General features: G+C 61.8%; 18 protein-coding genes. 3 read left to right on the forward strand and 15 right to left on the reverse strand.

The window, feature by feature from the left end; translation table 11 throughout:
* Positions 1-21: 21 nt before the first annotated feature.
* Positions 22-1272, reverse strand: a complete 1251-nt coding sequence (locus D5261_RS22670) for a YkgJ family cysteine cluster protein (protein ID WP_119321890.1) — start codon at positions 1270-1272, stop codon at positions 22-24.
* A 72-nt stretch (positions 1273-1344) separates the two neighbouring features.
* The gene (locus D5261_RS22675; protein ID WP_119321889.1) at positions 1345-2172 is read right to left on the reverse strand and encodes a glycoside hydrolase family 16 protein; all 828 of its coding nucleotides are present in this window, start codon (positions 2170-2172) and stop codon (positions 1345-1347) included.
* Between the two features lie 287 nt (positions 2173-2459).
* On the opposite strand from D5261_RS22675, the gene D5261_RS33525 reads away from it, so the two are divergent.
* Positions 2460-2897, forward strand: a complete 438-nt coding sequence (locus D5261_RS33525) for a helix-turn-helix domain-containing protein (RefSeq protein WP_354673114.1) — start codon at positions 2460-2462, stop codon at positions 2895-2897.
* 75 nt (positions 2898-2972) lie between these two features.
* Positions 2973-3779: a hypothetical protein gene (locus tag D5261_RS22685; protein WP_301002149.1), complete on the forward strand. Its 807-nt coding sequence runs from the start codon at positions 2973-2975 to the stop codon at positions 3777-3779.
* 176 nt (positions 3780-3955) lie between these two features.
* On the opposite strand, the gene D5261_RS22690 is transcribed toward D5261_RS22685, so the two are convergent.
* The 5 genes from D5261_RS22690 to D5261_RS22710 form a co-directional block, all read right to left on the reverse strand.
* Positions 3956-5452: a carbohydrate binding domain-containing protein gene (locus tag D5261_RS22690; protein WP_165864671.1), complete on the reverse strand. Its 1497-nt coding sequence runs from the start codon at positions 5450-5452 to the stop codon at positions 3956-3958.
* A 97-nt stretch (positions 5453-5549) separates the two neighbouring features.
* Positions 5550-7379, reverse strand: coding sequence for a glycosyl hydrolase (locus D5261_RS22695; RefSeq protein ID WP_165864670.1), 1830 nt, complete (start codon positions 7377-7379; stop codon positions 5550-5552).
* 243 nt (positions 7380-7622) lie between these two features.
* Entirely contained in the window at positions 7623-8939 is a 1317-nt protein-coding gene (locus D5261_RS22700; protein WP_174721504.1) for a glycoside hydrolase family 140 protein, read from the reverse strand.
* Positions 8940-9066: 127 nt separating this feature from the next.
* Positions 9067-10395: an MFS transporter gene (locus tag D5261_RS22705; RefSeq protein WP_119325075.1), complete on the reverse strand. Its 1329-nt coding sequence runs from the start codon at positions 10393-10395 to the stop codon at positions 9067-9069.
* Positions 10392-12266, reverse strand: coding sequence for a phosphoenolpyruvate carboxykinase (GTP) (locus tag D5261_RS22710; RefSeq protein WP_119325074.1), 1875 nt, complete (start codon positions 12264-12266; stop codon positions 10392-10394). Before D5261_RS22710 ends, D5261_RS22705 begins: the two co-directional genes overlap by 4 nt.
* Positions 12267-12484: 218 nt before the next feature.
* Here D5261_RS22710 and D5261_RS22715 point away from each other — a divergent pair, with 218 nt between their 5' ends.
* Positions 12485-14947 carry an alpha-L-arabinofuranosidase family protein gene (locus D5261_RS22715; RefSeq protein ID WP_119325073.1) on the forward strand — a complete coding sequence of 821 codons (2463 nt, stop codon included), beginning with the start codon at positions 12485-12487 and terminating at the stop codon, positions 14945-14947.
* Between the two features lie 367 nt (positions 14948-15314).
* Here the strand turns inward: D5261_RS22715 and D5261_RS22720 are convergent, their stop codons facing one another.
* The 8 genes from D5261_RS22720 to D5261_RS22755 are packed head-to-tail and all read right to left on the reverse strand — an operon-like array spanning position 15315 to position 26682.
* A complete protein-coding gene (locus D5261_RS22720) occupies positions 15315-16982 on the reverse strand; it encodes a DUF885 family protein (RefSeq protein ID WP_119325072.1) in 1668 nt (555 codons plus the stop codon).
* Positions 16979-18571: an aldehyde dehydrogenase (NADP(+)) gene (locus tag D5261_RS22725; protein WP_119325071.1), complete on the reverse strand. Its 1593-nt coding sequence runs from the start codon at positions 18569-18571 to the stop codon at positions 16979-16981. Before D5261_RS22725 ends, D5261_RS22720 begins: the two co-directional genes overlap by 4 nt.
* An 11-nt stretch (positions 18572-18582) precedes the next feature.
* Complete coding sequence (locus D5261_RS22730; RefSeq protein ID WP_119325070.1) at positions 18583-19947, reverse strand: aminopeptidase P N-terminal domain-containing protein; 1365 nt, start codon at positions 19945-19947, stop codon at positions 18583-18585.
* A gap of 29 nt (positions 19948-19976) precedes the next feature.
* Positions 19977-22628: a DPP IV N-terminal domain-containing protein gene (locus D5261_RS22735; protein ID WP_119325069.1), complete on the reverse strand. Its 2652-nt coding sequence runs from the start codon at positions 22626-22628 to the stop codon at positions 19977-19979.
* 3 nt (positions 22629-22631) lie between these two features.
* The gene (locus tag D5261_RS22740; protein WP_119325068.1) at positions 22632-23891 is read right to left on the reverse strand and encodes an NAD(P)/FAD-dependent oxidoreductase; all 1260 of its coding nucleotides are present in this window, start codon (positions 23889-23891) and stop codon (positions 22632-22634) included.
* Entirely contained in the window at positions 23891-24835 is a 945-nt protein-coding gene (locus D5261_RS22745) for a proline racemase family protein (RefSeq protein ID WP_119325067.1), read from the reverse strand. Before D5261_RS22745 ends, D5261_RS22740 begins: the two co-directional genes overlap by 1 nt.
* Positions 24836-24843: 8 nt before the next feature.
* Positions 24844-25737 carry a hypothetical protein gene (locus D5261_RS22750; RefSeq protein ID WP_119325066.1) on the reverse strand — a complete coding sequence of 298 codons (894 nt, stop codon included), beginning with the start codon at positions 25735-25737 and terminating at the stop codon, positions 24844-24846.
* Positions 25738-25767: 30 nt separating this feature from the next.
* Positions 25768-26682 (reverse strand): dihydrodipicolinate synthase family protein, encoded by a 915-nt coding sequence (locus tag D5261_RS22755; protein WP_119325065.1) that lies wholly within the window; start codon positions 26680-26682, stop codon positions 25768-25770.
* Between the last annotated feature and the right edge of the window lie 75 nt (positions 26683-26757).

The following is a 26757-nucleotide window of genomic DNA, read 5'->3' on the forward strand; positions in this document are numbered from 1 at the left end:
GCTCCGTCGCTCGCCATAAAATTAACTCCCGTACCAGATCACCAGCGTGCGCAGGGCGCCGCGCTCGGTGAGCATATTTGTGCGGAAGCGTTCGGTAGGGATATCCAGTAAGGGCGAGGCGCCGTGCTGGTGGTCGACGATCATGAGGGCGCGTTCGATGCAGGAGGCGGTGGGGGCGGGCAAGTCTTCGCTGGCGGCGTAGGCGCGGGCGTACCAGCAGATGAGGGGATAGGTGAGGAGCAGGGCGCTGATCCCATCGAGGTAGCTGCGGCCGTAGAACGCGGGGCCGAAGAATCCCATGCTGGAGAGGTGGGTGTGGAGGTAACGCTCCAGAACCTGAGCGGCTTCGGGGGTTGGGACGCCGGTCTCGCGCTCCATAGCTTGAAATTCGACTTCGGGGAAGCCGGCGCGCACGGCGGGGACGGCGCCTTTGCCGGACAGCATCGCGAGCGAAACGCTGAGGCGCTGGGTGAGATGCGCTTTTTCCCCCACCCGGTCGTAGCGCCCGTAAAGGCCGGCTAGCTGGCGGAAGGCGATGTGCTCTGGACCGGTGGGCGATTTGCGCCGCAGGGTGTCGGCGGCGGCGGTGGACTGGACTTCGGCGGCGACGTCGTCGAGAAACTCTTCGAACTCTTCCTCCGTGAGCTTCACGATGCGCGGGTGGCGCAGCACGGCGGCGAGGTTCACGCAGGCGGTGATCCGGCGGGTAATATCCAGCGAGACATCCAGCAGCACGCGTTCGAATGTTTCGGTGATGCGCGCGAGCTGGCTCCAGGAGAGATGAACGCGGCCGTAGAGGGGCGGCGCCGGAAGCGCCGCCGCGTCTTCCGGCAGGGCTGGCTTAATAAGCTTTTGCAGATCGGCGCGGTGCGCGGTGATGGGGCGTCCGAGGTTTTTCGCGGTGGCGGGACAATCGAACCGGACATCGACGCGGACATCGTCGCCCAGCGGGACAAACGCAAACGGGTACATGCGGCACGCCACGGGTTTCGCGGGCTCACCGTACTTCGCGTGGATTCGGCACAGATTCTTCTCTAGAAAAACACATGAGCCGTCGGCGCGATGCGCCAGCTGGTAGCCGTCGCCATGCCGGGTAAACAGCGGTTTGCCGCCCAGATCCAGCTGTTCATCGGTCCAGCCTTGCTTTTCAATCCGATCGCGGTCTTCCTGCGTCACGACAATTGCAAAGCGGCCCCGGCAGCAATCGCCGCAGCTCGTGCAATCGTAATGCTGGAATCCTGGGGGCGTGATTAATTTGAGCGGTATACTCAAGGGGCGTCTTTCCGGTCGGTTTCGCGGTGGTTAGGATGCCCCCTGAGTATACCAGATTTTCGATTTGGCCGATTAGTACTCGTACTGGCGCACGTAGTCGATGTCGAAATTGCCGTTGGGATGCGTGCTTCCGTCGGGGTTGCCGGGCCAGTTGCCGCCGATGGCGCAGTTCAGGATCATGAACACGGTTTGGTTGTCAAAGACCCAATTGCCGCCGCCGCCGCGCGAGAAGGTTCCGGTCTGTTTTCCATCGACATAGAAGGTGCAGTAGCCGGGCTGCCAGTTGACCCCGTAGTTATGATAGGTCGTCGTGGAGCTGTTGGGCGAGGTGATCAGGGTCGGGTCCCAGCCGGGCATATGCAGGCTCTGGTGGTTCTCCCACTGTCCATTGATCTCTTCCGCCACATCGATCTCGCCGCACGCCGGCCAGCCGACCGAGCCGATATTGTTGCCGAGGAACCAGAACGCCGGCCAGTACCCTTTTCCCGCGTTCGGGAATTTACAGCGCGTTTCAAAATAGCCATAGGGGCCAAAGGAATGACGGCCCGAGGTATTGATGCGCGCCGAATACCAATGGCCGTTGCCATCCTGCTGCGGCTCGATTTGCAGCGCCTGGCTGTCCGTTCCCGTACCGTCCCAAATCATATGCGCATTGGCCAGGGAGCTGACATATGTCTCCAGCTCGTTGTTGCCCCACCCGCCCGCGCCGGTGTCGTATTTCCAGGTTCCGGAATAGGGCGCGGCGGACGACGACGCTCCCGTAAATTCATCGCTCCACACCAGGCGCATTCCAGAAGGCGCCTGCGCGTGGGACATTCCCCCTGAGATTCCGATGAGAGCGAGCGCCAGCGCCGGCGCGGTCCACTTTGCGATCCCCAACTTCATTTGAAAGCGATACATCTTCGTGCTGTCTCCTTAAGCTTGACTTCAACGCTGAATTGATCCGGGCGATAGTTTCGAACAGCCCCCTTTCGTCAGACACACTTCCTGATTGGCAATAGTGTCTTTGAAAACAAATCAGAATGGCGCCACTAAAAACGCTTTTGCGTATTGGTATGTCCAGATTATATCAAGGGTGAATCATTGTGTCAAGCACTATTTATTTATTCTGGCGCCGGCGTGTTACTGTTCCGCGAATATGTCCTCCTTAAGTGTTCTGCGATTATGTCCTCGTCGAACCTTAAGGAATGGAGATATTGACGTTGACTGTCTCGGAACAAAGAACCATCGATCTGCTTACTCGGCTGGCAGCTCACCAGATTACCGTGGAGCGAGCCGCAGAACTTCTTGGGCTCTCCTCTCGTCAGGTCCGGCGTAAGCTCAAACGCTTTCTGGCCGAGGGAGTAAATGCGATCCCGCACGGCAATCGCCGCCGAAAACCACACAATATCCTCGACCCAGACACGCGGACACGGATCCTTGCTCTCACCAGCACCGGCGGACCCTACCATGGGTTCAATGTTTGCCACACGCGCGACTTGCTGGCCGCCAGCGATGACATCCAGATCGGGCGTTCCACCTTGCACAAGCTTCTTCACCCAAAGCTCCCCCAGAGGTTAAGGAAGCGAAACCTGCGCGAGGCGTGGTGCGTCGCCGACGCTTGCGCAAAGCCGCCTCGGGCATGATGGTGCAGATTGATGGTTCTCCACACGATTGGCTCGAAGGACGCGGGCCTCGCCTGTGCTTAATGGGTGCGATCGATGACGCCGACAACCATGTCCTGCATGCCCATTTATGTCCTGCATGCCCATTTTCGTCCGAACGAAGATGCTGCTGGTTATCTCTGGATGTTCCGAGCGATTGCCATCGAGTATGGCCTGCCCGCCAGCTACTACCATGACAAACACACCATCTTGAGATCACCCAAAAAGGCCACGATCGAGGACGAACTGGCCGGACAGATCCCCATGAGCCATGTCCAGAAAGTACTCCATGACCTGGGCGTAGAGAGCATCGCCGCCCATTCCCCGCAAGCCAAAGGGCGGATCGAGCGGCTCTGGAGCACCTTTCAAGACCGGCTCGTCAAAGAAATGCGTTTGGCGGGTATCTCGACGATGGAGCAGGCGAATGCATTTTTGCCTGCGTTCATCGCTAAGCATAATGCTCAGTTCGGCATCGAAGCGGCCGATCCCCACTCGGCGTTCATTGTGTTAGAACCCGATTTTGATCTGGACTACTATTTCAGCATGCAGGAAACGCGCACCGTCAAGGCGGACCACACGCTGAGTTTTGAGGGCAAAGTCTACCAGATTACCGCTGCCTCACGAAGCCGCTCGCTAGCAGGTCAAAAAGTCAGTGTCCGAGTAAATCCCGAAGGCCAGCTTCACCTCTACGATGGGAAGAAGCGGCTCGATTATCGCCTTGCGTCCGCCGCGTCAGCGAAGGCAAAGCCCGAACAATCCTCACCCAAGCCTCCGAGGTCTCAGCTCGAAACACCGAAATCTCAGCCCTGCGATCCAGCCGCCGCTGTTAGAAAAAGGGCCTGGCTTCATGCGGTGGCTCCCTAGCACAAAGTGGACAAAGTCGCAGAACACTTAGCGGACATAATCGCAGAGCAGGAACAGCACGGAATTTGCCGGGAAGATTCCGGAGGCCAACGTGGTTGACCGAACGACCGAGGGGCCACCTGGAGATGAACGCTCATCTTCAGGCGGCCCCCGATTATGTCCTATCGGCGGACAGGCTAATTGACGACAACGTCGTCTACGTTGGCCCACTGGTTCGCGGAGGATTTGTTATAGAACGAAACCTCCAGAGTTCCGCTCGTGACATTCACCGTGGTGGAGATCTTCGTCCACGTATTCGTCGTGGGGAAGTTGACCGAGGTGATGCTGCTGCCTCCGTTGTAGTATCGCACCAGCATCTGGCAGGCGGTCTGGCCGCCGGAGCTTCTCACCCAGGCGCTGACGGTGTGCGAGCCATTGGGAACCGTGACTTGCTGGTACAGGGTCAGCTCGTAAGCGCTGGAAGACCAGGTCGTAAATCCGTACGTTCCCGTGTGCGCATCGCCGGCGTAATTGGAGGCATAGCCGGCCGAGCCGTTGCTGCCGACCCACATATTCCAGTTGTTCAGGTTGCCGGTTTCAAATCCGGAGTTCGCCAGATAGTTCGTGGAGACGGGGTTGCCGCCGTTCGTGAAGAGCGACAGATATTTGGCCTTCGACTGCGGGAACTCGGATACGGTGGATCCATTGGAGCCGGGCCACAGGTCATGATCGCCATCCGAGGCGTAAACGTCAAAGTAGCACTCGATCGCGATATTGTTCGCCTTGAACCAATTGTACATGTTCTGAATGAACGAGGGATCGTCGCCGCCCGCCGGGCGGCTTTCGTTGACGCCCCAAACGCCCCATTCCGGAATGATGAGCGGAATTCCGGTGGACTGGGACAGGCCCGTGTAGTAGCTCAGGCCATAGTTGTCCTGATAATCCGTCCAGGCCGACGCCTGCTGCGCGGCGGTCGGCTGGTAGGTGGAGCTGGACGTATTGGCGTACTCGTTTTGCGAGCCGTTGCCGCCATGCGGATAATCGTCGTAGACGTCATCCCCGATATAATCGACATATTGCGAGCTAAGGCCGTTCCAGTCCTGATCCGTCGCCTGCTGTCCCCATCCGTTGCTGGGATTCCAGCAGACTTTGTAGGAAGTGCCGTGGGCGGAATTGTAGGCGTGAACCGTATTTGCCGCCTGCTGGAAGGCCGGGACCCAGTGCGACTGATCCTGCGCGGCGTTCCAGACCGTATAGCCCAGGTTCATCTCCCAGCCGATGCGAAGAATGGCGCGGGTGAGGCCGGCGGCCTGCATATTCGAGCACATGGTGGTGAAATGGCTGTTGTAAGCGCCGGTCGCGCCCGCCGCCAGGGTCGATCCATCGCTGGGAATGAGCGGAACGCCCAGCAGAAGATTGCCGCTGGGGTTGTTCTTTTCCCAGGTCCCCCAAGGGCCGTACAGCCACTGCGAGTTTTCGATATCCCCCCAGTTGGAGTGCGGCTCGAAGTCCTCGCCCCAAACTCCCGTGCTGCCAAGCCACGTCTGATATTGCGGCAGCTGGTTGACGCCATAGGGAGCGGGGCCCGTGTAGACCGCTTCCTGAAACGCCGCCGCCGGCCGCTGCGCGGCGAGGCCGGCCGCAATTACCAATAACGTGGCGGACGCCGCCGCCACTTTTTGCAGTCTGTTCATCGTTACTCCTTTGTTTTCCGTGTCGCGTATCACCGAGTTGTTTGAAGAAGCCATCCGGGGCATGCGGTCCCGGATGGCAACCGTCGATCTGAGAAAGCTAATTGACGACGACATCGTCGAGGTTCAGCCACTGATTGCCGCTAGCGTGACTATAGAAGGAGACCTCCAGAGTTCCAGTGGTGACATTCACCGTGGTGGAGATCTTTATCCAGGCGCTCGCCGCCGGGATATTGACGGTTACCGGAGAGCCGCCGTGGTATTGGACGATCATCTGGCACGCGGCTTGGCCTCCGCTGTTCTTAACCCAGGCGCTAATGGTGTGCGAACCGTTCGGCACAGTCACCTGCTGGTACAGCGTCAGTTCGTAGGGACTGGTCGACCAGTTTGTGTAGCCCCACGATCCGGTGCGGGCGTCGCCGGTATAGTTGGACGCATACGCCGCCCCGCTATTGCCGCCAACCCACATGTTCCAGCCGCTGAGATTGCCGGCTTCAAACCCGGGGTTGACGAGATAGTTCGCGGGGACGACCGGGGTCGCGTTAACTTCGGAGGAATACGCGCTCGCGCCCTTCGAGTTGACGCCCTTGATCTTGTAGTAATAGCGGGTTCCGTTCGTCAGCCCCGTGTTCACATAGGAAGTTGCGGTGACGCCGGTCGCGATCGCGGTGGCGGATTCGCCGCCCGCCGTCGTTCCCCGATAGATGTTGTAGCTGGTCGCGCCGCCGGTGAAGTCCCAGGAGAGAGACACCTGGCCCGAGGCGGCCGTCGCACTCAGACCGGCGGGAACGGGCGGAACGGATGTAAAGCCGGCGTCGCCGAAGAGCTGCTTGTAAAGCGCGGCGGATTTTGGGAAGGTGGTGGCGCCGAAGATCCCGGATAGGCTGCTGTTGCCGTCCGCGGGCGCCTCAAAGTAGCACTCTGCGGCGACGTGATTATTCGGGTCCGACATCCAGTTGTACATTCGCTGGAGATACGAGGTGTTGTCGCCGCCGCTCGGATGGCTGCCGTCGTTGAGCTGCCACAGGCCCCATTCGCCGATTACCATCGGCTTGCCGTGAGTGCGGGCGAGATCGGCGAACACATTGATTCGCGGAAGCTCCGAATTGAACCACGCGGAGTCGCGCTGGGCCTGAGTCGGCTGCGTGGTTCCCACGGGATACACTCCGCCGTACGCATAGTCGTATGTATCGATGCCGATATAATCGACATAGGCGTCGCCGGGATAGAAGTTCGGCGCCCATACCTGGACGTTGCCGTCGGTGGGATTCCAGCAGAACTTGATGAGGTGATTGGGATCGTTGGCGCGCATCGTGTTCACGATATTTCGCCACGCCGCGATGTAATTGTTGGGCATATTCGACATGACGTTGAGATTGCCGAATGGATTCCAGCCGCCGTCGAACTCATAGCCAAGGCGAACGATCACTTTCTTAAAGCCGAGGGAGTTGACTTCCTGAGCGTAATTGGCGAAATAGGACATGATCGTCGGATCATTGTTCGCTTCCGCCTGCCACGTCGCGTCTTCCCAGGCCAGTTTTTGGTTCCAGGAATCGTTGCCGTTGGGATCGGCCGGCATCTGCCCCATTCCCAGAATGACCGTCGGAAGATTCGCGCCGTATCGCTGCTGCATCGTGGACCAGGGGCTGTTCCAATTGACATGCTGGCAGCAGTCGTACCAGTCGCCCGGTCCCCACCCCGGATCCGCCTCGGCGCCAAGGTTCGCCACGCCGAGCCACGAACGATACGATCCCCAGTTGCCGGTTCCCTGGCCCGCCGGCCCGTTCAGATTCAGGTCATAGGCCTGGTTGTAGAGATAAACCGACTGCTCGAAGCTTGTCGCGGCGGCGGCCGGCTTCGACGCCGGCAAGAGCGCGGCGATGCCCAGCGCACACGCCGCCATGGATTTTGTCCATCGTCGTAACATCATAGTGTCCATAAGCTTCCCTTTTTGTATTGCAAACATAGCAATGAAAAACAACTGAGATTGAGTCGGAGCTCCAAAGCCCAACCCGTCGCCGCCATGGAAACGATTGACCTCCTCACGCCAATATCGGGCGGTGTTTTTAAATTGCAAATATAACAATAGATTCAAATTCAATATGGGCGATTACTACGCACAAGGTAGACATGTCTACTTGACGAGCAATTATCTCACAGGCCCCTGGATTTGTCAAGCGGTCAAAATTTCAGCAGGCGATCCGGGCGCCGGAAAGCCGCAGCTCTCGTCGTCAATCACGAGCACCCAGTCGTTTCCCGGTCCCGAGGACGGCGGTGTGAACTCCGTCAGGTTTTGACGCGGAACAACCCCGCCGAAGCGCGCGGCGCCGGTGCGCGGGTCGAACCAGTGCATCGTCTTCTTCTCTCCCGAGAGACGATCCAGATGGACACGGAACGGACGACCGGAAGCGCTGTAGATCAGCGCATAGCGTCCATGTGAGTCTTGAGTCGCCTGAATATGGTCGGTTCCGATCGATGCGTCGCTCGCGAGCAAAGACTGCGCGGGAATGCGCGTCAAGTAGGGTCGAGATTCCATCAGCGAACGCAGAATCCCCATCTGAACCGCGCCCGGCAGGTGGATCGCCTCGCGCCACGGAGTGCGGGGATGGTTGACGGGCGGCTCCCAGGCGGGATTTAAGAACTGCCAGATGTCGTGACAGCCGTAGGTATGCCCGCAGGCGCCGGCGAAGACCGCGCCGTAGGCGGATTTACGGACATCGTAATCGTCCAGATAACCGTAGGCGGGGTTGAAGGATGCGACATGATCTTCGTAGCCAGGCTCGCCATCGAGACAGGGCTTGACGGGCGTGCGGGCGTAGTCCGAGGCAATATCATGGTATGTGGCGCGATCGCGATCATGCCCCGTCTGCCACATATTGAAGTCGAGCCAAGGCTCATCATGCATCCACTGCGCGGAACTATGACAGCCTGGAGGGTGAAACGTCCGCAGATGCGCGCCGCCATCGCCTTCGGACAGCCCTTCGGCCATCGCCCGGATCATCTCTTTGTGCTCGTCGCTGAGAATATGGCGGTCGCCCCCCAGCACCCAGATCAGGTTCGCGTTTCGATAACGGCGTCCCAGCCACTCTCCATAAGCGCGGGCATTGGCCGGGGTAAAGATCTCGGGACCGGCGCCCCACGCCTTGTTCCACTTGTCGCCCCAGGTCGGCAGCAAGGCGACGGTCAATCCCAATGCATTGGCGCAGGCGATCAGCCAGTCGGCGTACGCAAAATACTCTTCGTTCGGCCGCAATGGATCGTTGTCGATCAAAGCGATCTGTCCGTAACGGTTGGGCTTGGCGAATCCATACTCGACCAGCGCCACCGTCTGAATGACCGTGAACTTCTTCGCGACCCGGTCCTGAAGATAGAACTCGGCTTCCTCGCGGTCCAGCCGGTACAGGATTTCCCAGGCGGTGTCGGCCAGATAAAAGAACGCCGTCCCGTCGTCATGGACGAGAAATCGTCGGTTGTCGCTGATTTTGAGCATGGCGCTTCTTACATGAGGGCTTAATCTTGAATAGCGTCAGGAAGACATGTCTTCCTGACGCTAAGATTATCTCATAGGACCTGACATTTGTCAAGGAGGCAAAAAGCGATTGCTCCGCTCTGAGCATTTACACCGATTTCTCCCCCATCGGCCGCGCGCTGCGCGCCCATTTTGGCAGAAAGGGAATAAACAAAGCGCCGAGCAGGGAAAACAACGCTCCGGCCCAGCAGACGGCTTCCCATCCGGCGCGGTAATGGTGCTGCGCGCCGCCGAATGCGTCGTAGATCGAGCCGCCGAGCTTGCCGCCAAGCGTGCTTCCTAAAAACTGCGCCGCGTAGACCATGCCGTAAACCGTCGCTTCGATCTTTGGCGGACAGGCGCGCGCGCCCAGACCAAGCAAGGCGAGCAAATACCAGCCTCCCAGGACACTCCCTCCAAATGTGATCGCAATGGCGGATGTCGTATCACGCATCCATAACAGGGGAACGTATCCCAGGCAGTCCAGCAGCACCAATCCGAAAACTAACATGCGGGCAGGAAGACGAGGCGCAATCGCAGCGTATGTCAGGAAACCGACGACGGAGCCGGCGGCGCCCCACCCGTTCAGATCGCCCAGAAACTGCGGCGTGAACCGCAGATAGTCCACTTGATAGAAGAACTGCGCGCTGCCTGTTCCGGGGGTCAGGATCAGATAGAAGATAAAGGCGACGACCGCCCACAGACCATCCGAGCGAAACGCGGTCTTCAAAACGGCGAACGACTGCGCGCTCTCCCGCCACTTCTCACGCATTCGCTCCGATGGGGTCCGTTCGGCGTCGGCGGCGTAACTCGACTTTTTCTCGTCGATGAACCATGTCAGCGGCAGCGCGAGCAGGGCCATCAAAGACGCTGCCAGGAAACACGCCCCGTACGACCAGTGCTGTGTGACGTAACCGCTGAGATGCGCGGCGACGGCCACGACCAGCGCCGAGCGCACGAACTGCTGGATCGTTTGCAGCCGCCCCGTCTGGCCGGTGGCGTTTCCCGTACGCACCAGCACCGCCTCCATGATCACGAACATCAGCACGATCCCCGCCGTCTGGCCGATCAGCAGGAGAACGAGCGCCGCGTACGAATATCCGCGCAGCAGCGAGAGCGCGAACAGCGCCGCCGCCTCCACCAGGGCGGCGGCAAAAAAGTACGAACGGCGGTGGTAGCCTGCGAAGGGGACGATATCGGAGAGAAACCCGATCGCGGGCCGAAGGTACGCCGGAATATTGGTAAAAATCCCCAGCGTCGCAACGCCGCCGGCGGTCAGCGCCATCTGGTCTTTATAGAGAAAGTTCAGCTTTTCGACGGACAAGGCGTTGACAAACGTATCGACGGCGACGGTTCCGGCGACCAGCAGCGCCGTCTTGAGCACGGAGGCGCGCAGATCCGGCGCGGGTTCGGTTTCTTTGATCAAAGTGGGCGTCATACATTGTACTCCTGGGGCAAATCCCGCCGAAACGCCGCGTCGAGATTTCGGCGGATCGTCCCTAGTTCCGCCGGCATTCGCTCACCCAGCAACGTGAACAAGGCTTCGTGAGAGGCCAGATCCTGACGCCACTCGTCCTGATCCACCTGTGTCAAATCTTCGAAGCGCTCCCGGGAAAACTCTTCCCGGCCCGTCCAATCGATGTCCTCGTAGCGCGGCAGGAAGCCAATTTCGGTTTTGGCGGCGCCGGCGGCGCCTTGCGTGCGTTCGGCGATCCAGCGCAGGACGCGCAGATTATCGCCGAAGCCGGGCCAGAGATATCGGCCGTCCCCGTCTTTGCGGAACCAGTTGACATGGAAGATTGGGGGCGGATCGAGGACACGACGCTCCATGCGCAGCCAGTGTTCGAAATAATCCGCAAGATGGCAGCCGCAAAATGGAAGCATCGCCATGGGATCATGGCGGGCTTGCCCGACCGCGCCGGCGGCCGCCGCCGTGGTTTCAGAGGCCATCGTCGCGGCGGCGTAGACGCCGTGCGCCCAGTCGAGCGTTTGATAGACCAGCGGCGCGACCTTCGCGCGCCGCCCGCCGAAGACAAAGGCGGAGATCGGAACGCCGTCGGGGTTTTGCGCCTCGGGATCCAGGCTCGGGCACTGGGCCAGCGCTACCGTAAAGCGCGCGTTCGGATGCGCGGCGGCGCGGCCGCAGCCGGGCGTCCAGTCCTGACCGCGCCAGTCGATCAAATGCGCGGGCGGCTCCGGCGTCATGCCTTCCCACCAAACGTCGCCGTCATCCGTCAGCGCCACGTTCGTAAAGAGGGTGTTTTCGCGGATCGTCGCCATGGCGTTTGGGTTGGTCGCTTCGGATGTCCCAGGAGCCACGCCGAAAAATCCGGCTTCGGGATTGATCGCGCGAAGCTTGCCGCCCTCCCCCACGGTGATCCAGGCGATATCGTCGCCCACGGTCGTCACCTTCCAGCCTTCCATGCCCCTGGGAGGGATCAGCATGGACAGATTGGTCTTACCGCAGGCGCTGGGAAACGCGGCGGCGAGATAGGTCTTTTCGCCTTGGGTGCTTTGCAGGCCAAGAAGGAGCATATGCTCCGCGAGCCAGCCTTCGTCGCGCCCCATAACCGACGCGATACGCAAAGCCAGGCATTTCTTGCCGAGCAGCGCATTGCCGCCGTATCCGCTGCCGTAGGACCAGATCGCGCGCTCTTCGGGAAAGTGGGCGATATATTTTTCGGGGTTACACGGCCAGGACGCGCTGCGCTCACCCGGGGCAAGCGGCGCGCCGACACTATGCAGGCATCGGACAAAGGCGCCGTCTTTGCCAAGCGCGTCCAGCACTGGCCGGCCGATCCTCGCTATAAGATGCATGCTGGCGGCGACATAGGGTGAATCCGTGATCTCCACGCCGATCCGCGCGATGCTCGCCCCGATCGGTCCCATGCAAAACGGGATCACATACATCGTTCGTCCGCGCATGGCGCCCCGGTACAGGGCCGTCAGCGTCCGTTTCATCTCCCAGGGATCGACCCAATTGTTCGTCGGCCCCGCGTCGCCTGGGTCCTGGCTGCACAGAAACGTCCGATGCTCCAGCCGCGCCACGTCATCGGCGTCCGAGCGCACCAGAAAGCTGCCGGGCCGCAGACGAGGATTGAGGCGGATCGCGGTTCCCGATCGGACCATTTCCTCACACACGGCGGCGTACTCTTCCGGCGAACCGTCGCACCAATGGACAGAGTCCGGCTGGCAATGGCCCGCCATTTCTGAGACCCACGCCTTCAAGCGCGTATGGGCGACGTATTCTGGAAACTCCAATGGGACGATGCTCTCGACGTTCACGGGGACGATTACCTCTCCAGCCATATCAACCGGGGCCAAATGATCTCAAGATTATGAAGCGTAACGGAGCGGGGGATAATGGAATTGCGTATCTGAAAATGGAATCGATTGATCGCGGCGCACGCGCATTTTCTGACGACCAACGGTCAAAATTCTCCATAAATTGATCGTGTAATTCCTTGGCTCGCCAGTTCGATTTCTGTTATGATGGAAGGAGTAACAGTGGCGACAGGAGTTCCAAGATGATATCTCGCACCGTCAGTCAAGCGGTCGTGCTGGCCTGCATGGGCGCGGCGTTCGGCGCGGCAAGCGCCCGCGCCGCCGAGCCGCCGCCCGGAAAGCTGACGGTGCAGATCGATCAGCCGGGCGCCGCGATCAGCCCCATGCTTTACGGCATGATGACGGAGGAGATCAATCATTCCTACGACGGCGGCCTGTATGGCGAGCTGATTCAGAACCGCAGCTTCAAGGACGATCCCGCAAACCCCGTCCACTGGTCTTTCCTTCAGGAAGGCGGCGCGGCGGGATCGATGGGGCTGGACGGCGCCAAACCGGTCATCGGGGCGCTCTCGGCCAGTCTGAAGCTGACAATCACACACGGCGGCGGACGCGTTGGCGCGGCGAATGAGGGCTACTGGGGCATCCCCGCGCGGCCGAACACAACGTATCAGGCGTCGTTCTACGCGCGATCGTCCGACACGTTCACCGGCCCGCTCACACTGGACCTAGAGAGTAACGACGGCGCGCGCGTTTACGCACAGGCGCGGATCGACAAGATCTCCAGCGAGTGGCGCAAGTACCATGTGATGCTAAGCACCGGCGAGCTCACCCCTTCGGCGGCGAATCGCTTCGTCGTCTCGGCAAGCACACTGGGAACGGTATGGCTCAGTCAGGTCTCGCTTTTTCCCCCGACGTATCAAAACCGCGCCAATGGCAACCGGATCGACCTGATGCAGAAGATGGCCGCCATGAAGCCGACCTTCCTGCGCCTGCCTGGGGGGAATTATCTGGAAGGCAACGCGATCGCCGAGCGCTTCGACTGGAAACAGACGATCCACGGCATGGACGACCGGCCCGGCCATCAAGGCCCATGGGGGTACCGGTCCACGGATGGCCTCGGTCTGCTGGAGTTCTTCGAGTGGTGCGAGGATCTCAAGGTCGAGCCGATCCTGGCCGTCTACGCCGGCTATTCTCTGCCGCCGAAGAATGAAAAGATCGATCCCGGCCCCGATCTGGCGCCGTACGTTCAGGACGCGCTCGACGAGATCGAGTACGCCACGGGCGACATCGACACCAAATGGGGCGCCGCGCGCGCCGCGGACGGCCATCCGGAGCCGTTCAAAATTCAATACGTGGAGATTGGCAATGAAGACTGGTTCGACCCCTCGGGCAGTTACGACGGCCGCTTCGCTCAGTTCTTCGACGCCATCCGGGCAAAATATCCGTCCTTGAAGCTGATCGCCACCATGCCCGTGCGCAGCCGCGCGGCGGATTTAAATGACGAGCATTTTTATCGCAGCCCGGCGGAGATGGCGAAGGACGCGAAGCATTACGACAACTACAAACGCACGGGACCGAAGGTCTTCGTCGGGGAGTGGGCGTCGATCGAGGGGTCGCCGACGCCGAGCATGAACGCTGCGCTGGGCGACGCCGCCTGGCTGACGGGCCTGGAGCGCAACTCCGACGTTGTTCTGCTTTCGTGCTACGCGCCGATGCTGGTGAACGTCAACCCCGACGCCTCGCAATGGGGCACAAATCTGATCGGGTACGACGCGCTCACGAGCTTCGCCTCTCCCTCCTATTACGTGCAGAAGATGTTCGGAAGCAATCGGGGCGATGTCGTGCTGCCGGTCGACGTCACGCCGCAAGCCTACCCGGCGGTCACTCCCGCCCCCACGGCCGGCGCGGTCGGCGTCGGAACCTGGGTGACGCAGGCCGAGTTCAAGGACGCCAGCGTCACGCACGACGGCCGGACGATCTATCAAAAGGACTTCACCAGCGGCGCCGACGATTGGAAGAAGTCCGGGGGATCCTGGAGCGTGGAGGGCGATGTCCTGAAGGAAACGACGGAGATTGAGAACTGCCGCGCCGTCACGGGATCGCCCATGTGGTCGGACTACTCCTATAGCGTCAAAGCGCGCAAAACCGCCGGCGCCGAAGGCTTCCTCGTGATGTTCCATGTGAAGGACGACGACAACTACCTCTGGTGGAATGTCGGTGGCTGGGGAAACTCGCGCGCCGTTCTGGAGCGCTCCGTCAAGGGCGTGAAATCGCAGCTTGGCCCCATCGTTCCCATGCAGGTGGAAACGGGCCGCTGGTACGATGTCCGTGTCGATGTCCAGGGCCACCACATCCGCTGCTTCCTCGACGGAAAGCTCCTGGAGGAAACCGACGACTTCCTTCCGCCCCCGCCCGGCCCCGTCATCACCACCGCCAGTCGGGACAAAGCGACCGGAGATGTGATCCTGAAGGTCGTCAACTACCAGCAAAAGCCGCAGAATTTGACCATCGCTCTCGAAGGCGCAAGCAGCATCGCAAAGACGGCCACGGTCGAGCAAATCGCCGGCAATCCAGACGACGTCAACAGTATCGACGCTCCCAGCAAAATCGCTCCGACCAAGGCGACGATCAAAACCGGCGGCAAAACGTTCACACATCGCTTTCCGGGTTACTCCGTCAGCGTGATTCGGGTGAAGGCGGAGTGATTCGGGCGACGCCTCCGAACAAAGCGGCTTCTCGTACTCCGTTCAAACCCACTCTCGCGCTTCGCGTGCTCCCTCCCGTGTCCTACCCACCCCCGGCGCTTCGGCGCGCCCTCCGTGTCCTACCTACCCCGGCGATTCCGCGCCACCCCTCCGCGACGGGAAGCGTTGATATGATTGCCTCATACGGGAGCGGCCTGCGATAACACGCTCTGAAATAACCCTTCCCGTCGCGGAGGGGTCGGCCGAAGGCCGGGGGTAGGTAGAACACGGCGGGGGCGCGTAAAGCGCCGGGGGTTAGGTAGGACACGGGAGGGAGCACGGGAAACGAAAAGCCTCAGGATGAGTTTTGGCCACAGAGGAAAGCAGTTCACCCGAGAAACTTCCACTCCACATCCAGATCCTGCTCCAGCGGATCTCCCGTGAGGAGCGCGCGCAAGGTGGGGATCGGCATGCAGTTTTCGCGCAAGACGGCGTCGTGGAATTCGCGGTCGGTCATGCGTCCTCCGTGGACCAGTTCCCGGTGAAGGGAATGCATCTGCATGCCGCCGATGAGATAGGCGAGCTGATACAGCGGATCGTAGCCCCCCTCAAAGGAGCGGCGCACTTCGGCCTCGGCGTTGTCGCGTTCGTGTCCGACCTCGTGGACCAGCATCTCCACGCATTCCGCAGCCGTCATCTCGCCGAGGTGGAAGCCGAGGGAGAAGATCACGCGGGCGCAGCGATGCTGGCGCCAGAAGAGCATTCCGATCTTTTCCTGGGGTGTTCGGGCAAAGCCGCGTTCCCAGAGCAGCATCTCCCAGTGCAGAGTCCAGCCCTCGGTCCAAAATGGCGTGTAAAAAATCTGGCGATACGGACGGTAGCGCTCCTGGCAGAAGCCCTGAAGATGGTGGCCGGGGATGAGCTCGTGATGCACCGTGGCGCGGGCGAAATGGCGATTGTTGCCGCGCAGGCTCATCTCTTTTTGCGCGTGCTCCATGTCGTTTGTCGGAAAAGAGATGGAGATGGTCTCGCCGCCGGTGAAAAAGGGATTGATCTTTTGACGCTCGGCGGACATCATCTCCATCTGCCAGCACTCGCGCGCAAGCGCCGGCACGGTCACTAAATTCTCGCTCTCCACATAGGCAATGGCCTCATGCGCGAGGTCTCGGACGAGGGCGGTCTGAGCGCCGGGAGCGACGTGGTCCTGCTTGACCAGCTCCAGCGCCGCGCGCCAGTCATCGCCGCATCCCATCGCGCGCGCCGCCAGGCGAAGTTCGGTTCGGCATGCGAGCATGTCCGCGCGCGCCGCCGCGATCAGCTCTTCCGGGCTATAGGCGATCTGCGCGTAGCGCAGTTCATCGCAAAGCGCCGCGCGTCCGATGGGAGCGCCCAAAATAGCCCCCTCGGCGGCGCCGATTGCGGCTTGCCGCAGAGCGATCGCATACGACTCCAGCGCGGCGTCCAGGCCCCGATAGGGCTTTTCAGCCCACCAAGTGAAGAGCGGATCGTACCCATTGTAAAACTCAAACCACCCCGTCAGCATTTCGCGCAGCGCGAGGACAGCTTCGGCCGCGTCGGCGACGATTGTGGGAGACGCAAAGTCTCGATCGGATTCCAGAATCCCCTGCGCTGTCTTGACCTCGGTCCGCATTCGATCCAGGCGCCGGGCGATCTCGGCGGCGTCGATATCCGACATCTGTTTTCGCCGCGTCTCCAGTTCGGTCAAACAGGCCGCAAAGGGAAGCAGCGGCTGGGCTGCCGCGAACCGCAGACGCTCCTGCGCCAGACGCCGGGTTTCGGCGTCCAGCAAGCCGGTCAGCAAACGCCAGTCGCAGCGGTCGTCCCGGCTCAGGTCGTCGTACGGCAGGGCTTCCAGGGCTGAGCGCCATTCCTCTAGAAACGATTCCCGGCGCGCCCAGAACGCCTCGGAATAAGGGACGGAGAGCTGACGCTCCAGACAGTTGCGGTCACTGCGAAACCGGGAGATCAATTCCGGCATGCGATCTTTCGCCCCAGCGATTTGGCTCGCGCGCGCGATGGTGAGAAGTGCGGTCATACGATACCCTCGCGCGTCCAATGATTGTCGACCATCCGCCAGATTCCACGCGGGTTCTCGTCCTGAAGCTCCGGCGGCAGCAATTCCCTCGGAGCGCCCTGCCAGCAAATCGGACGCAGAAACCGGAAAATCGCCGCAGTCCCCACGGAGGTGGAGCGGCTGTCCGTCGTCGCGGGATAAGGGCCGCCATGCTGCATCGTCGGCGCGACTTCCACGCCGGTCGGGAATCCATTGAAGATCAAGCGGCCGGCTTTCGTTTCCAGGGTCGTCACAAGGTCGCGGAACGCGGATAACTCCGATGCGCCGGCGTGCACCGTCGCCGTCAACTGACCTTCCAGACGCCGGGCGACATCGAGCGTTTCCCTGGGATTGCGGCAGGCGACCACCAGCGTCAGCGGCCCAAAGACTTCCTCGGACAGCGCGTGTGTCTGCAAAAACGTCTCGGCGTCCGTACTGAACACGGATGGCGCGGCCAGCGCCATGGCCGCATCGGCCTTCTCGGCGGGCGGGGTCTCCAGATGCACGCCGCGCAGCGTTTTCAGGCGCTCCCGGCCATGATGGTAGGCGCTGCAAATCCCCATCGTCAGCATCGAAGACGGCGTCTTGGAAACGGCGCGCGCGACCGTCTGTACGAATGCGTCCAGAGCAGGTCCCTGGATACCGACAACAAGCCCGGGATTCGTGCAGAACTGCCCCACTCCGGCCGTCACGGACTGCGCCAGTCCCGCCGCCAGCGCTTCGCCGCGCTCCGCCAGGGCGCCGGGAAGAATGAACACGGGGTTGACGCTGCCCATTTCAGCATAAACGGGGATCGGCTTCGGACGGCTCGCGGCGATGTCGAACAGCGCGCGGCCCGCGCCCAGCGAACCCGTGAAGGCGACGGCCTCCAGATCCGGGTGGCGCGCGAGACGGCCGCCGACATCCGCGCGGCCATGCACCATGGAGAAGACTCCTTCGGGCAAGTTCGCTCCCCGAACGGCCCGAAGGACCGCTTCCCCCACCATCTCCGATGTACCGGGATGCGCGGGATGCGCCTTGACCACCACGGGGCAGCCGGCGGCGAGCGCGGAGGCGGTGTCGCCGCCGGCCACGGAAAAGGCGAAGGGAAAGTTACTGGCGCCGAAGACAGCCACGGGACCGAGCGGGATCAGCATGCGGCGCATGTCCGGGCGCGGCAGGGGCGCGCGATCCGGCAAGGCGCGGTCGATCCGCGCATCCACATAAGAGCCTTCGCGGACCAGATCCGCGAACATGCGCAGTTGGCCGACGGTGCGTCCCCGCTCGCCGGTCAAGCGATCCTTGGGCAGCGCGCTTTCCTGATGCGCGATCTCCAGAAGATCGTCGCCGAGCGCCACGATCTCGTCGGCGATGCGGCTGAGAAAGTCGGCGCGCGCCTCGGCGGGAAGCGCGCGATAAGGGCCGGCCGCGCCCGCCGCAAGGCTCACCGCGCGGTCGATCTCCTCCGGCGTCGCCTCGTGGAACACCGTTTTCAGCGCTTGCCCGGTGAGGGTGCTGTATCCCGAAAACGTGATATCCCCCAGAGCGGACGATGTCTCGCCAAGCAAATTGCGGCCATGCAGCGTCGTCATAAATCTCTTCCTTACTGAAAAGCCAGTTCCCGTACGCCGTCCCCAAGCGTCATTGGAAAGCTCTGGATCAAGCCCCGCGAGGCGATTAGCGCCTCCACTTCGCGCAGCTCCAGCGGCGCGCCGGATGTCAGCGCTTCAACCCCGTTTTCGGTGACGGCGACGGTGTCCTCGACTCGAACGTAAAGCCGCTCCTCCGGGATCCACATCTGCGGGTCGAGCGCAAAGACGAGACCGGGCTCCATCGGACGGTCGAAATACTTGCCGACATCGTGTACGGCCATGCCGACGGGGTGCGAGAGGTGCCCTTCAAAGGTCAGGGTCCGGCGCGCCGCCTGCTCGTAGATCGGTTTCGAAAACGCGGTGTTTTCGATGACAATCGCCATGTCCGCCGCCGCTTCCGCGAGAATCTGGCGCGGGATGACGCCCGGGCGAATGTATTTGAGAAGCGTCTTGTGGTACTCCACGATATAGCCGTACAGCTCGCGCTGCGTAGCGTCGTACCGGCCGTTCACCGGCCACATGCGGCCGATATCACTTGTGTAGTTCTGGATATCGGGGGCGTAGTCCATCAGCACCAGCTCGCCGTCTTCGAGGAGACAATGGTTTTGGTAGTAATGCGCGTGCCAGATGTTTCCCGCCGTGGCGATGATCGGGCGATACCCCTCGCTTCGCACGTCGTTCATGCGATACACATAATCGGCCACCGCGCCCAGTTGATATTCGTAGACGCCGGGGCGCGTCGATCGCATCGCCTCCGCCACGGCGCGCGCGCAGACCGCGCCGGCCTCGCGCATGACCTCAAGCTCGCGCGGACTCTTGATCAATCGCAGGTCGTGCAAAATCGGCGAAAGGTCATGGATCTCGGCGGCGGGACAGTATCCCGCAAGGATCTCACGGACACGCTGATCCCGCGACCATCCGGCGCTCCAGGGATCGGCCGCAAGCGACCGGGCCGCCGCGCGCAGGGTATCCTGGCAGGCAAGACGGCCTTCCGACGGGCTGTGCGGCGTAAAGATCTTCGCGGCGGTTTCGAGGTGATCCGTCAGGCAGCTGAGCCCCGCGACTTCGTCCACGCCGGAAATGCCTTTCAGCAGGTCGGCGTCCTCCGCGCCAAGCCCCCCGCCCTCGTTCGCGGCGTGGGGATCGCGATTGGGGACATAAAGCACCGATCGCCGCCGCGCGCCGTCCATGACCAGATAGCTTTGCGGGACCTCGATGCCGGTCAGGTAGTAAAAATCGTTTGTCTGACGGAATAGCTCAAAGCCCGCCACCGGGCCGGCGCCATGCAAAAACGCGCTGACGCCCGATCCGATCCGATCGAACACCTTCTCGCGGCGCGCCGCAAATTCGTCCGCAGTCCAATAAGCCTTTTTCATGCGACCCTCTCCCGATGTCTTCGACGACCCTAATGCCCGGCGTGAATCTCCGCGATCCCGGGGCGGCTCTCGCCAACGTATACACCCAGCGGCGCGTCTCCCTGAACCGCCACAAGCCAGGAGTGCCCCGCATAGGTGTGCAGCACGCGGCTTGCTCCGGACAGAATCTCTCCATAGGATGTCCGCTTGCCGCCGCCCTCAAGCCAGAACAGCTCCACCGTCTTCCCCGTATCGTTGCGAAACTCGATGGTCGTATCCGGCCCGCCGTCCGTCTGCGCCATCGCCTCGTCGCCGACGGGCCGCATCGTCAAATGGACCGGCGGCCTCGGCGCTTTGGGCGCGTTCCGATCCGGCGGCTCCACGCCGAGCAGATGCCGTACGAAGTAATCGCGGCGGCGACGCTCCCCGTAATCGCCGCCGCCGGTATGGTCCATTCCCGTGAGCACGAGCAGATCGAAATCCTTATCTTCACGCATCAGCGCATCGGTGAGACGCAGCGTTGACTCTGGGGGGACGTTCGAATCCAGCTCGCCCACCATCAGCAGCAGCTTGCCGCGCAGACGGCCGGCGTTCTCGATATTCGAGCTTTCTTTGTACCAGGGTCCGACCGGGTAGCCCATCCACTGCTCGTTCCACCAGCGCTTGTCGATCCGATTGTCGTGACAGCCGCAGCTGGAAACGCCGACATGATAAAACTCGGGATGGAAGAGAAGCGCCCCGGTGGAGTTCTGCCCGCCCGCCGATGTGCCATAGATCCCCACCCGATCGGTGTCGCAGTAGGGATATTTCGCGGCCACGGCTTTGATCCACGCGATCCGGTCGGGAAAGCCGGCGTCCTTGATGTTGCGCCAGCATACATCGTGGAAGGCTTTGGAGCGATTGCGCGTCCCCATCCCATCACACATCACGACGATGAAGCCCTGGTTCGCGAGCGTCTGCATCCCATTGCGCGCGCTGAAGCTCTTCTGCACGAACGAATCCTGCGGACCCGCGTAGATGCTCTCAATCACGGGATATTTCTTCGCCGGATCGAAGTGAAACGGGCGCACCACGATCCCCCAGATATCCGTTCGGCCATCGCGCCCCTTGGCGGCGAACGGCTCCGGCGTCCGCCATCCGGCGGCGGTCAGCTCCGATGCGTCGGCCTGCTCCAGCGCCACAACCAGCGCGCCGTCCGACACGCGGCGCAGCGTGTGTCGCGGCGGCAGGTCCACGCGCGAATAGCTGTCGATCAAGTACTTACGGTCGGGCGAGTACTGGACTTCATGGGTCCCGTTGCCCTCGGTCAGCGCAACCAAATTTGAGCCGTCGAAGTTAACGCGATAGTGGTGGAGGAAATAAGGATCTTCCCCTTGGTTTTTCCCGCTCGCTGTGAACCAGATCCGCCGCGTGTCGTCATCCACGCGCTCCACGGAGCGCACGACCCACTCGCCGCGCGTGATCGGGTTCTTTCGCGCGCCCGTTTGGGAATCGTAGAGGTAAAGATGACGCCAGCCGTCCTGCTCGGAGGCATAGATCACCTCGGGCGCGCCCTTGGGATAGTAGGTGTACCCATTGTTGGAGTTGATAAACGTTTGTGTGCGCTCATCGATAACCGTTTTGGCCGCGCCGGTCTGCGCGTCGATCTCGAAAAGGCGAAACCGCTGATGCCCCCGGTCCGTGCGCTCGAAGTAGAATTGAGCGCCGCCGTCCCCGCGCCAGCGGATGTCGGTCCCGTCCCAGAAATCGATCGTATCGATCTGGGCCTTCACCGCCGCTCCCGTCTCGGGACGGAAGATCCACATGTCGAACTGGGAGAGATCGTCCCCCGGCTGCTCGTATTCGTGGTGGTGCAGCTCGCCGCGCGTATCGCCGTTTTTGGGCGACGACTCGACCATATAAACCGGCTTTACCGGGACCCGGTTCACCGTGAAAGCCACCAGCGTTTGGGAATCCGGAGACCAACGCATCATCTCGCTGATCGGACGCTCGGCCGTTCCCTGCGCGCCCAGAGGCTTCTCCGCGCCGCTCTTTGCATCGCGCAGCCAGGCGTTGTTCTCCTTGACGAACGCGATCCAGCGTCCATCCGGCGAAGCGGTCTCGGGGGCAGGCCCGCCGCCGTCATCATTAATCTCGCGCCGCGCCCCCTCGACTGCGGGCGACGCCGGCAGCTCCGTGAGGATCGAGCGGGACGTGACATAACTTGACAGGTCGCACTGCCAGACCGTTTTGTCCACGGCGAAGAGCACGGATTTGCCGTCGTCCGCGAACGCGATTTCGCGAAACGGAAGGCGATCGCCCTCGTACGTCTTCCCTGTCGCCTGGGACAGGCTAGCGGCGAGCCTGGCGTGGTCAAAGGCCGCCTCTCGGGTTCCCTGGGCCGCGTCCACGAGCACAAACTCCTGGCGCGCCTTCGCCAGATCGCTGCGATACCAGAAACGCGAGCCGCCGGCAAACCAGCGTGGCTCGATCTGGGTCTTGTAGACGGGAAGGCGAATGATATCCTCGTATGGCTCCTGCTGAGCCAGCAGCGCGGCGTACTCCGCCGGGGTGGGCCGGAACGGCGCCGGCGCGCCGGCGCTTCCCGTCGCGGCCTCGGCGCTCAGTGTGTTCATGGAAATCCCCGCCGATCCCACCATCAATCCGGCCCCGCCCACGGCGGCCCGCGTCAAAAATCCCCGGCGTGTGATTCGCTTTTGCATAGGTTAATGAAACCGATCTGGACTGAGCGCGCCGATATCGATCTTCGGCGCATGGTCGGACAATATGTCGGCCAGGATCTCTCCGGTGGCGGGTCCCAAGCTGATCCCCATCATGGCGTGTCCCGTCGCGGCGATGAGATTCCGGTAGCGGTCAAAGCGCCCGACATACGGCATGCCGTCGGGAGAACAGGGGCGCAGTCCGCTCCAAACGGGAACGTTCTCGAAGTCGCCCGGCGCGAATCTGGGAAAATATTTTGGAACGGACTCCAAAATCCCATCGACACGCGGCCAGCTGATCGACAGATCGAGGCCCGTGACCTCCATCGTTCCGCCGATCCGCAATCCCGAGAGCATGGGCGTAACCGCCACGCGCGCCTCCATCAGGATCGAGCAGACACGCGGCGTTTGCGGCGGTTTGGGCAGCGTGAGACTATACCCCTTGCCCGCCTGCATCGGAAGCCGTATTCCCAGATCCCGCACCGTCCGCGGCGACCAGGCGCCGCCGGCCAGCACATATTCGTCGGCGGCAACTTCTCCCGCATCGGTCCGCGCGGACACGATGCGTCCGGACGCCGTTCCCCAGCCCGTCACCTCGGCGCCCCACAGAAAGCTCACCCCACCCGCCTCCAGCGCTTTGGTCAAGCGCTCGATAAAGATCTGCGGGGTCAGGTGGCCGTCCTGCGGGAAGTAGACCGAGCCGGCGATGTCCATCGTGATTTCCGGGTCCACCCTGGCGGTCTCCAGCGGCGTCAGGACCTTCGCCTCCATGCCGAGCTTGCAGGCCATCTCCGCCGTATGCGCTTCTTCCTGTAGGGCGCTCTGTGTCTTGCAGAGCATCAGGAGGCCATTCTTTGTGAAACCAAAATCGTCGCCCAGATCCCGCGCCAGTTCTTGATAGCGCGCGCGGCTCGCCAGATGCAGGTCGCGCAGAATGGGCGCGGAGTTTGCCACGTGCGCCGCCGTCGCCGACTTCGCGAAGAGCGCTCCCCAGCGGATCAGGTCGGCGTCCGGCCGAGGCCGAACGTAGAACGGGCTGCGTGGGCGCAGCATCATCTTCGCGCCCAGCGCCACCATGCCCGGCGCCGCCAGGGGAATGAAGTGGCTCGGCACGATCATGCCGGCGTTTCCGAGCGAACAGGAATCGTGCGCCGGGCCGCCGCGCTCGATCACCGTCACGCGATGCCCCTGCTTCATGGCGTAATACGCCGTGCAGAGGCCGATGACGCCGCCGCCGACCACGCAGATCTCTTTTGCCGTGGACATCAGCGAATGCCCTCGCGAAACGGATCGGCGGGATCGAAGACCAGTTGAGTGTCCGCCGTAATGTACGCTCGCCCGGAGATCGTCGGGATGATCTCCTCGCCCTGGACGGCAACCGTTCCCTCGAACGCCGTTCCCAGGATCCCTTCCTGACGCCACACTTCCCCTTCCGCCAGCTTCCCGTCGGCGTAGAGGCAGGCGAGTTTGGCGCTGGTCCCCGTGCCGCAGGGCGATCGGTCGTACGCTTCGCCGGGACACAGAACGAAATTCCGGCTTCCGGCCGTTTCCGACGGCGCGAACAGCTCCACATGGTCGATCTCGCGTCCATCGCGCCCGGTTACGCTCTGCGCCGCGAGCGCTTTCTGGATCTTCACGGTGAAATCCGTCAGCGTCTTCGCGTTCGCAAGCGTGAGATCCTGACCGTGATCGTTCACCAGAAAGAACCAGTTGCCGCCCCAGGCCACATCGCCGCGAACCACGCCGTACCCATCGACACTCACCGGCGCCTGCTTCACCCAGCGATAGCTCGGGACATTTTCGACGGAGACTTTCCCCGAATGATGCAGCGTCGCGGTGACGATCCCCACGGGGGTTTCGATCCGATGCCGGCCGGGGACGATGACGCCCAGATGCGCCAATGTGGCGACCAGGCCGATCGTTCCGTGCCCGCACATCCCGAGATATCCGACATTGTTAAAAAAGATAACGCCCGCCGCGCAGGATGGATCCGACGGCGCGACCAGCAGCGCGCCGACCAATACGTCCGACCCGCGCGGCTCGCAGACGACTCCCGACCGAAATCCGTCATACGACTCGCGGAACACCGACAGCTTCTCCGCGATGGAGCCGCCGCAGAGATTCGGACCTCCCGAAATCACGGTGCGCGTCGGCTCGCCTTCCGTGTGGGAATCGATGACGTGAACGGTCTCGCGGATACGATCGGTCATGACAATCGCTACTTTCTTTGCTGTCCAGACGAATCGTCATGGCTTTTCACGAGCAGCGCCTTCGGCCACGCGAAACGCGGCGATTTGGCGGGATCGAAGCCGCGCAAATGCGCGTCCGTCAAACGCTGTTTCACCGGGACGTAACGCCACGTTCGATTGGGAAAGACGGACGCGATCAGCGCTTCGAGATCCGGATCGTAAGCCTTCAAGTCCTCACGAGTAGCGATCACACGCTTGTCCGGTCCCGCGTTGCCGTTGCAGTTGAAATGGGACTGCACGCCTTCCGCCCAGTATTCATTGAGGTTGGTCGCGGCGTAAAAGCCATGAAACAACCCCGCCTTCATCGCACCATCGTAGCACGCCTTCAGACGCTTGTGAAATCCGGGATCGATCTCCGGCAGCCCCATCTCGGCGATGGCGTGAGAGAATTCGTGCACCAGAATATTTTCCCCGCGATACGGATCTCCGGGATAGTCCAGCAAATTCTCCTCGCCGCAGCTCACCGCCGGGCTGTCGGGCGTTGGACCCAGGCCCCGCGCCCGCTTATCCCAGTAGCTCGCCGGAGTCAAATCGCGGTTTTCCGGGATCGCGGTCGTCATCTCCGTGGGCGACTGTACGGCAAAACGAACTTTGTTTCGGATCAGCGCCTTTCGAATATCGCCGCGTCCTTCAAGCATCGAGTCGATCAGATATTTTGCCTCGCGCAGCGCATAATCCGAAACATGCGCGGAGCTAACGATTGCAAAGCCGTCGTCCATCAGACACTTTCGGTAGAACGGCGAGAGCCCCAGCGCGCGCGTCACCGAGGCAGGCGGCGGAGGAACGGGATTGGCCGCCGCGTGAGAAACACCGGCGTCGCCAGACAGGATCATGGCGGCAATCACGATTGTGCGGAGTTTCATTCGCGGCGATCCGTTTCCGTTCTTCCAGCGTTACGCCAGCGCCAGCGTGGGAATAGACGGCCGGTTCGCCAGCCCATGGCGGATCACCTTAAGAACGGCCTCACGCTCCGCGCCGGCGAGCGGCTGCCGGGGAGCGCGCACCCATTCGGCGCCGAGTCCGCACTCCTGGATGCATAGCTTGATGTTCTGCACGAACTTCAGCGAGACATCCAGATGCAGGAGCGGCATATACCAGCGGTAAAGCTCACGCGCCTTCTCCCACTCGCCCGCCATCGCCAGATCCCAGAGATACTGGTTTTCTTTTGGAAACGCCAGGCCGATGCCGGCGATCCAGCCTTTCGCGCCGAGCATGATGCTTTCGAGCGCAAGATCGTCCACGCCGGTAAAGAGCATGTAGCGGTCCCCCACCAGATTGATGATGTCCGAAATCCGGCAGGTGTTGCCCGACGATTCCTTGATGGCGACGAACTTCTCTTCATCGGCCAGCTGCGCGAACATCGCGGGCGTAATATCCACGCCGTATGCAATGGGATTGTTGTAACAGATGATCGGCAGATCGGAGGCGTCCGCGACGGCCCGGAAATGGATCATCGTCTCGGACGGGTCCGACTTGTAAACCATCGCCGGAAGCACCATCAGCCCGTCCGCCCCGAGCCGCTCCATATCGCGGGCGTACCGGCAGGCCGCCGCCGTGCTGGTTTCCGAAACGCCGCTGAGAACTGGAACCCGCCCCCGCGCCACATCCACCGTCATCTCCATCACGCGCCGCTTTTCGTCGGCCTCCAGCGCGGCGTTTTCGCCGAGCGAACCCAGCATCACCAAGCCCTGCACGCCGGATTCGATCATGACTTCAATATGCTTGGCGGTCGCGTCGAGATCCAGCGTCTGGTCCTCGTGCAGGTGGGTTGTCAGCGCGGGAAATACGCCAGTCCATGTGGGCTTCATAGGTCCATCTTTCTCCAATTCGCAAGCGTTCGGATGTGTGACTAATCTCATGATTATTATCACACACATGGATTT

This window comes from Capsulimonas corticalis (assembly GCF_003574315.2).
Classification (GTDB): Bacteria; Armatimonadota; Armatimonadia; order Armatimonadales; family Capsulimonadaceae; genus Capsulimonas; species Capsulimonas corticalis.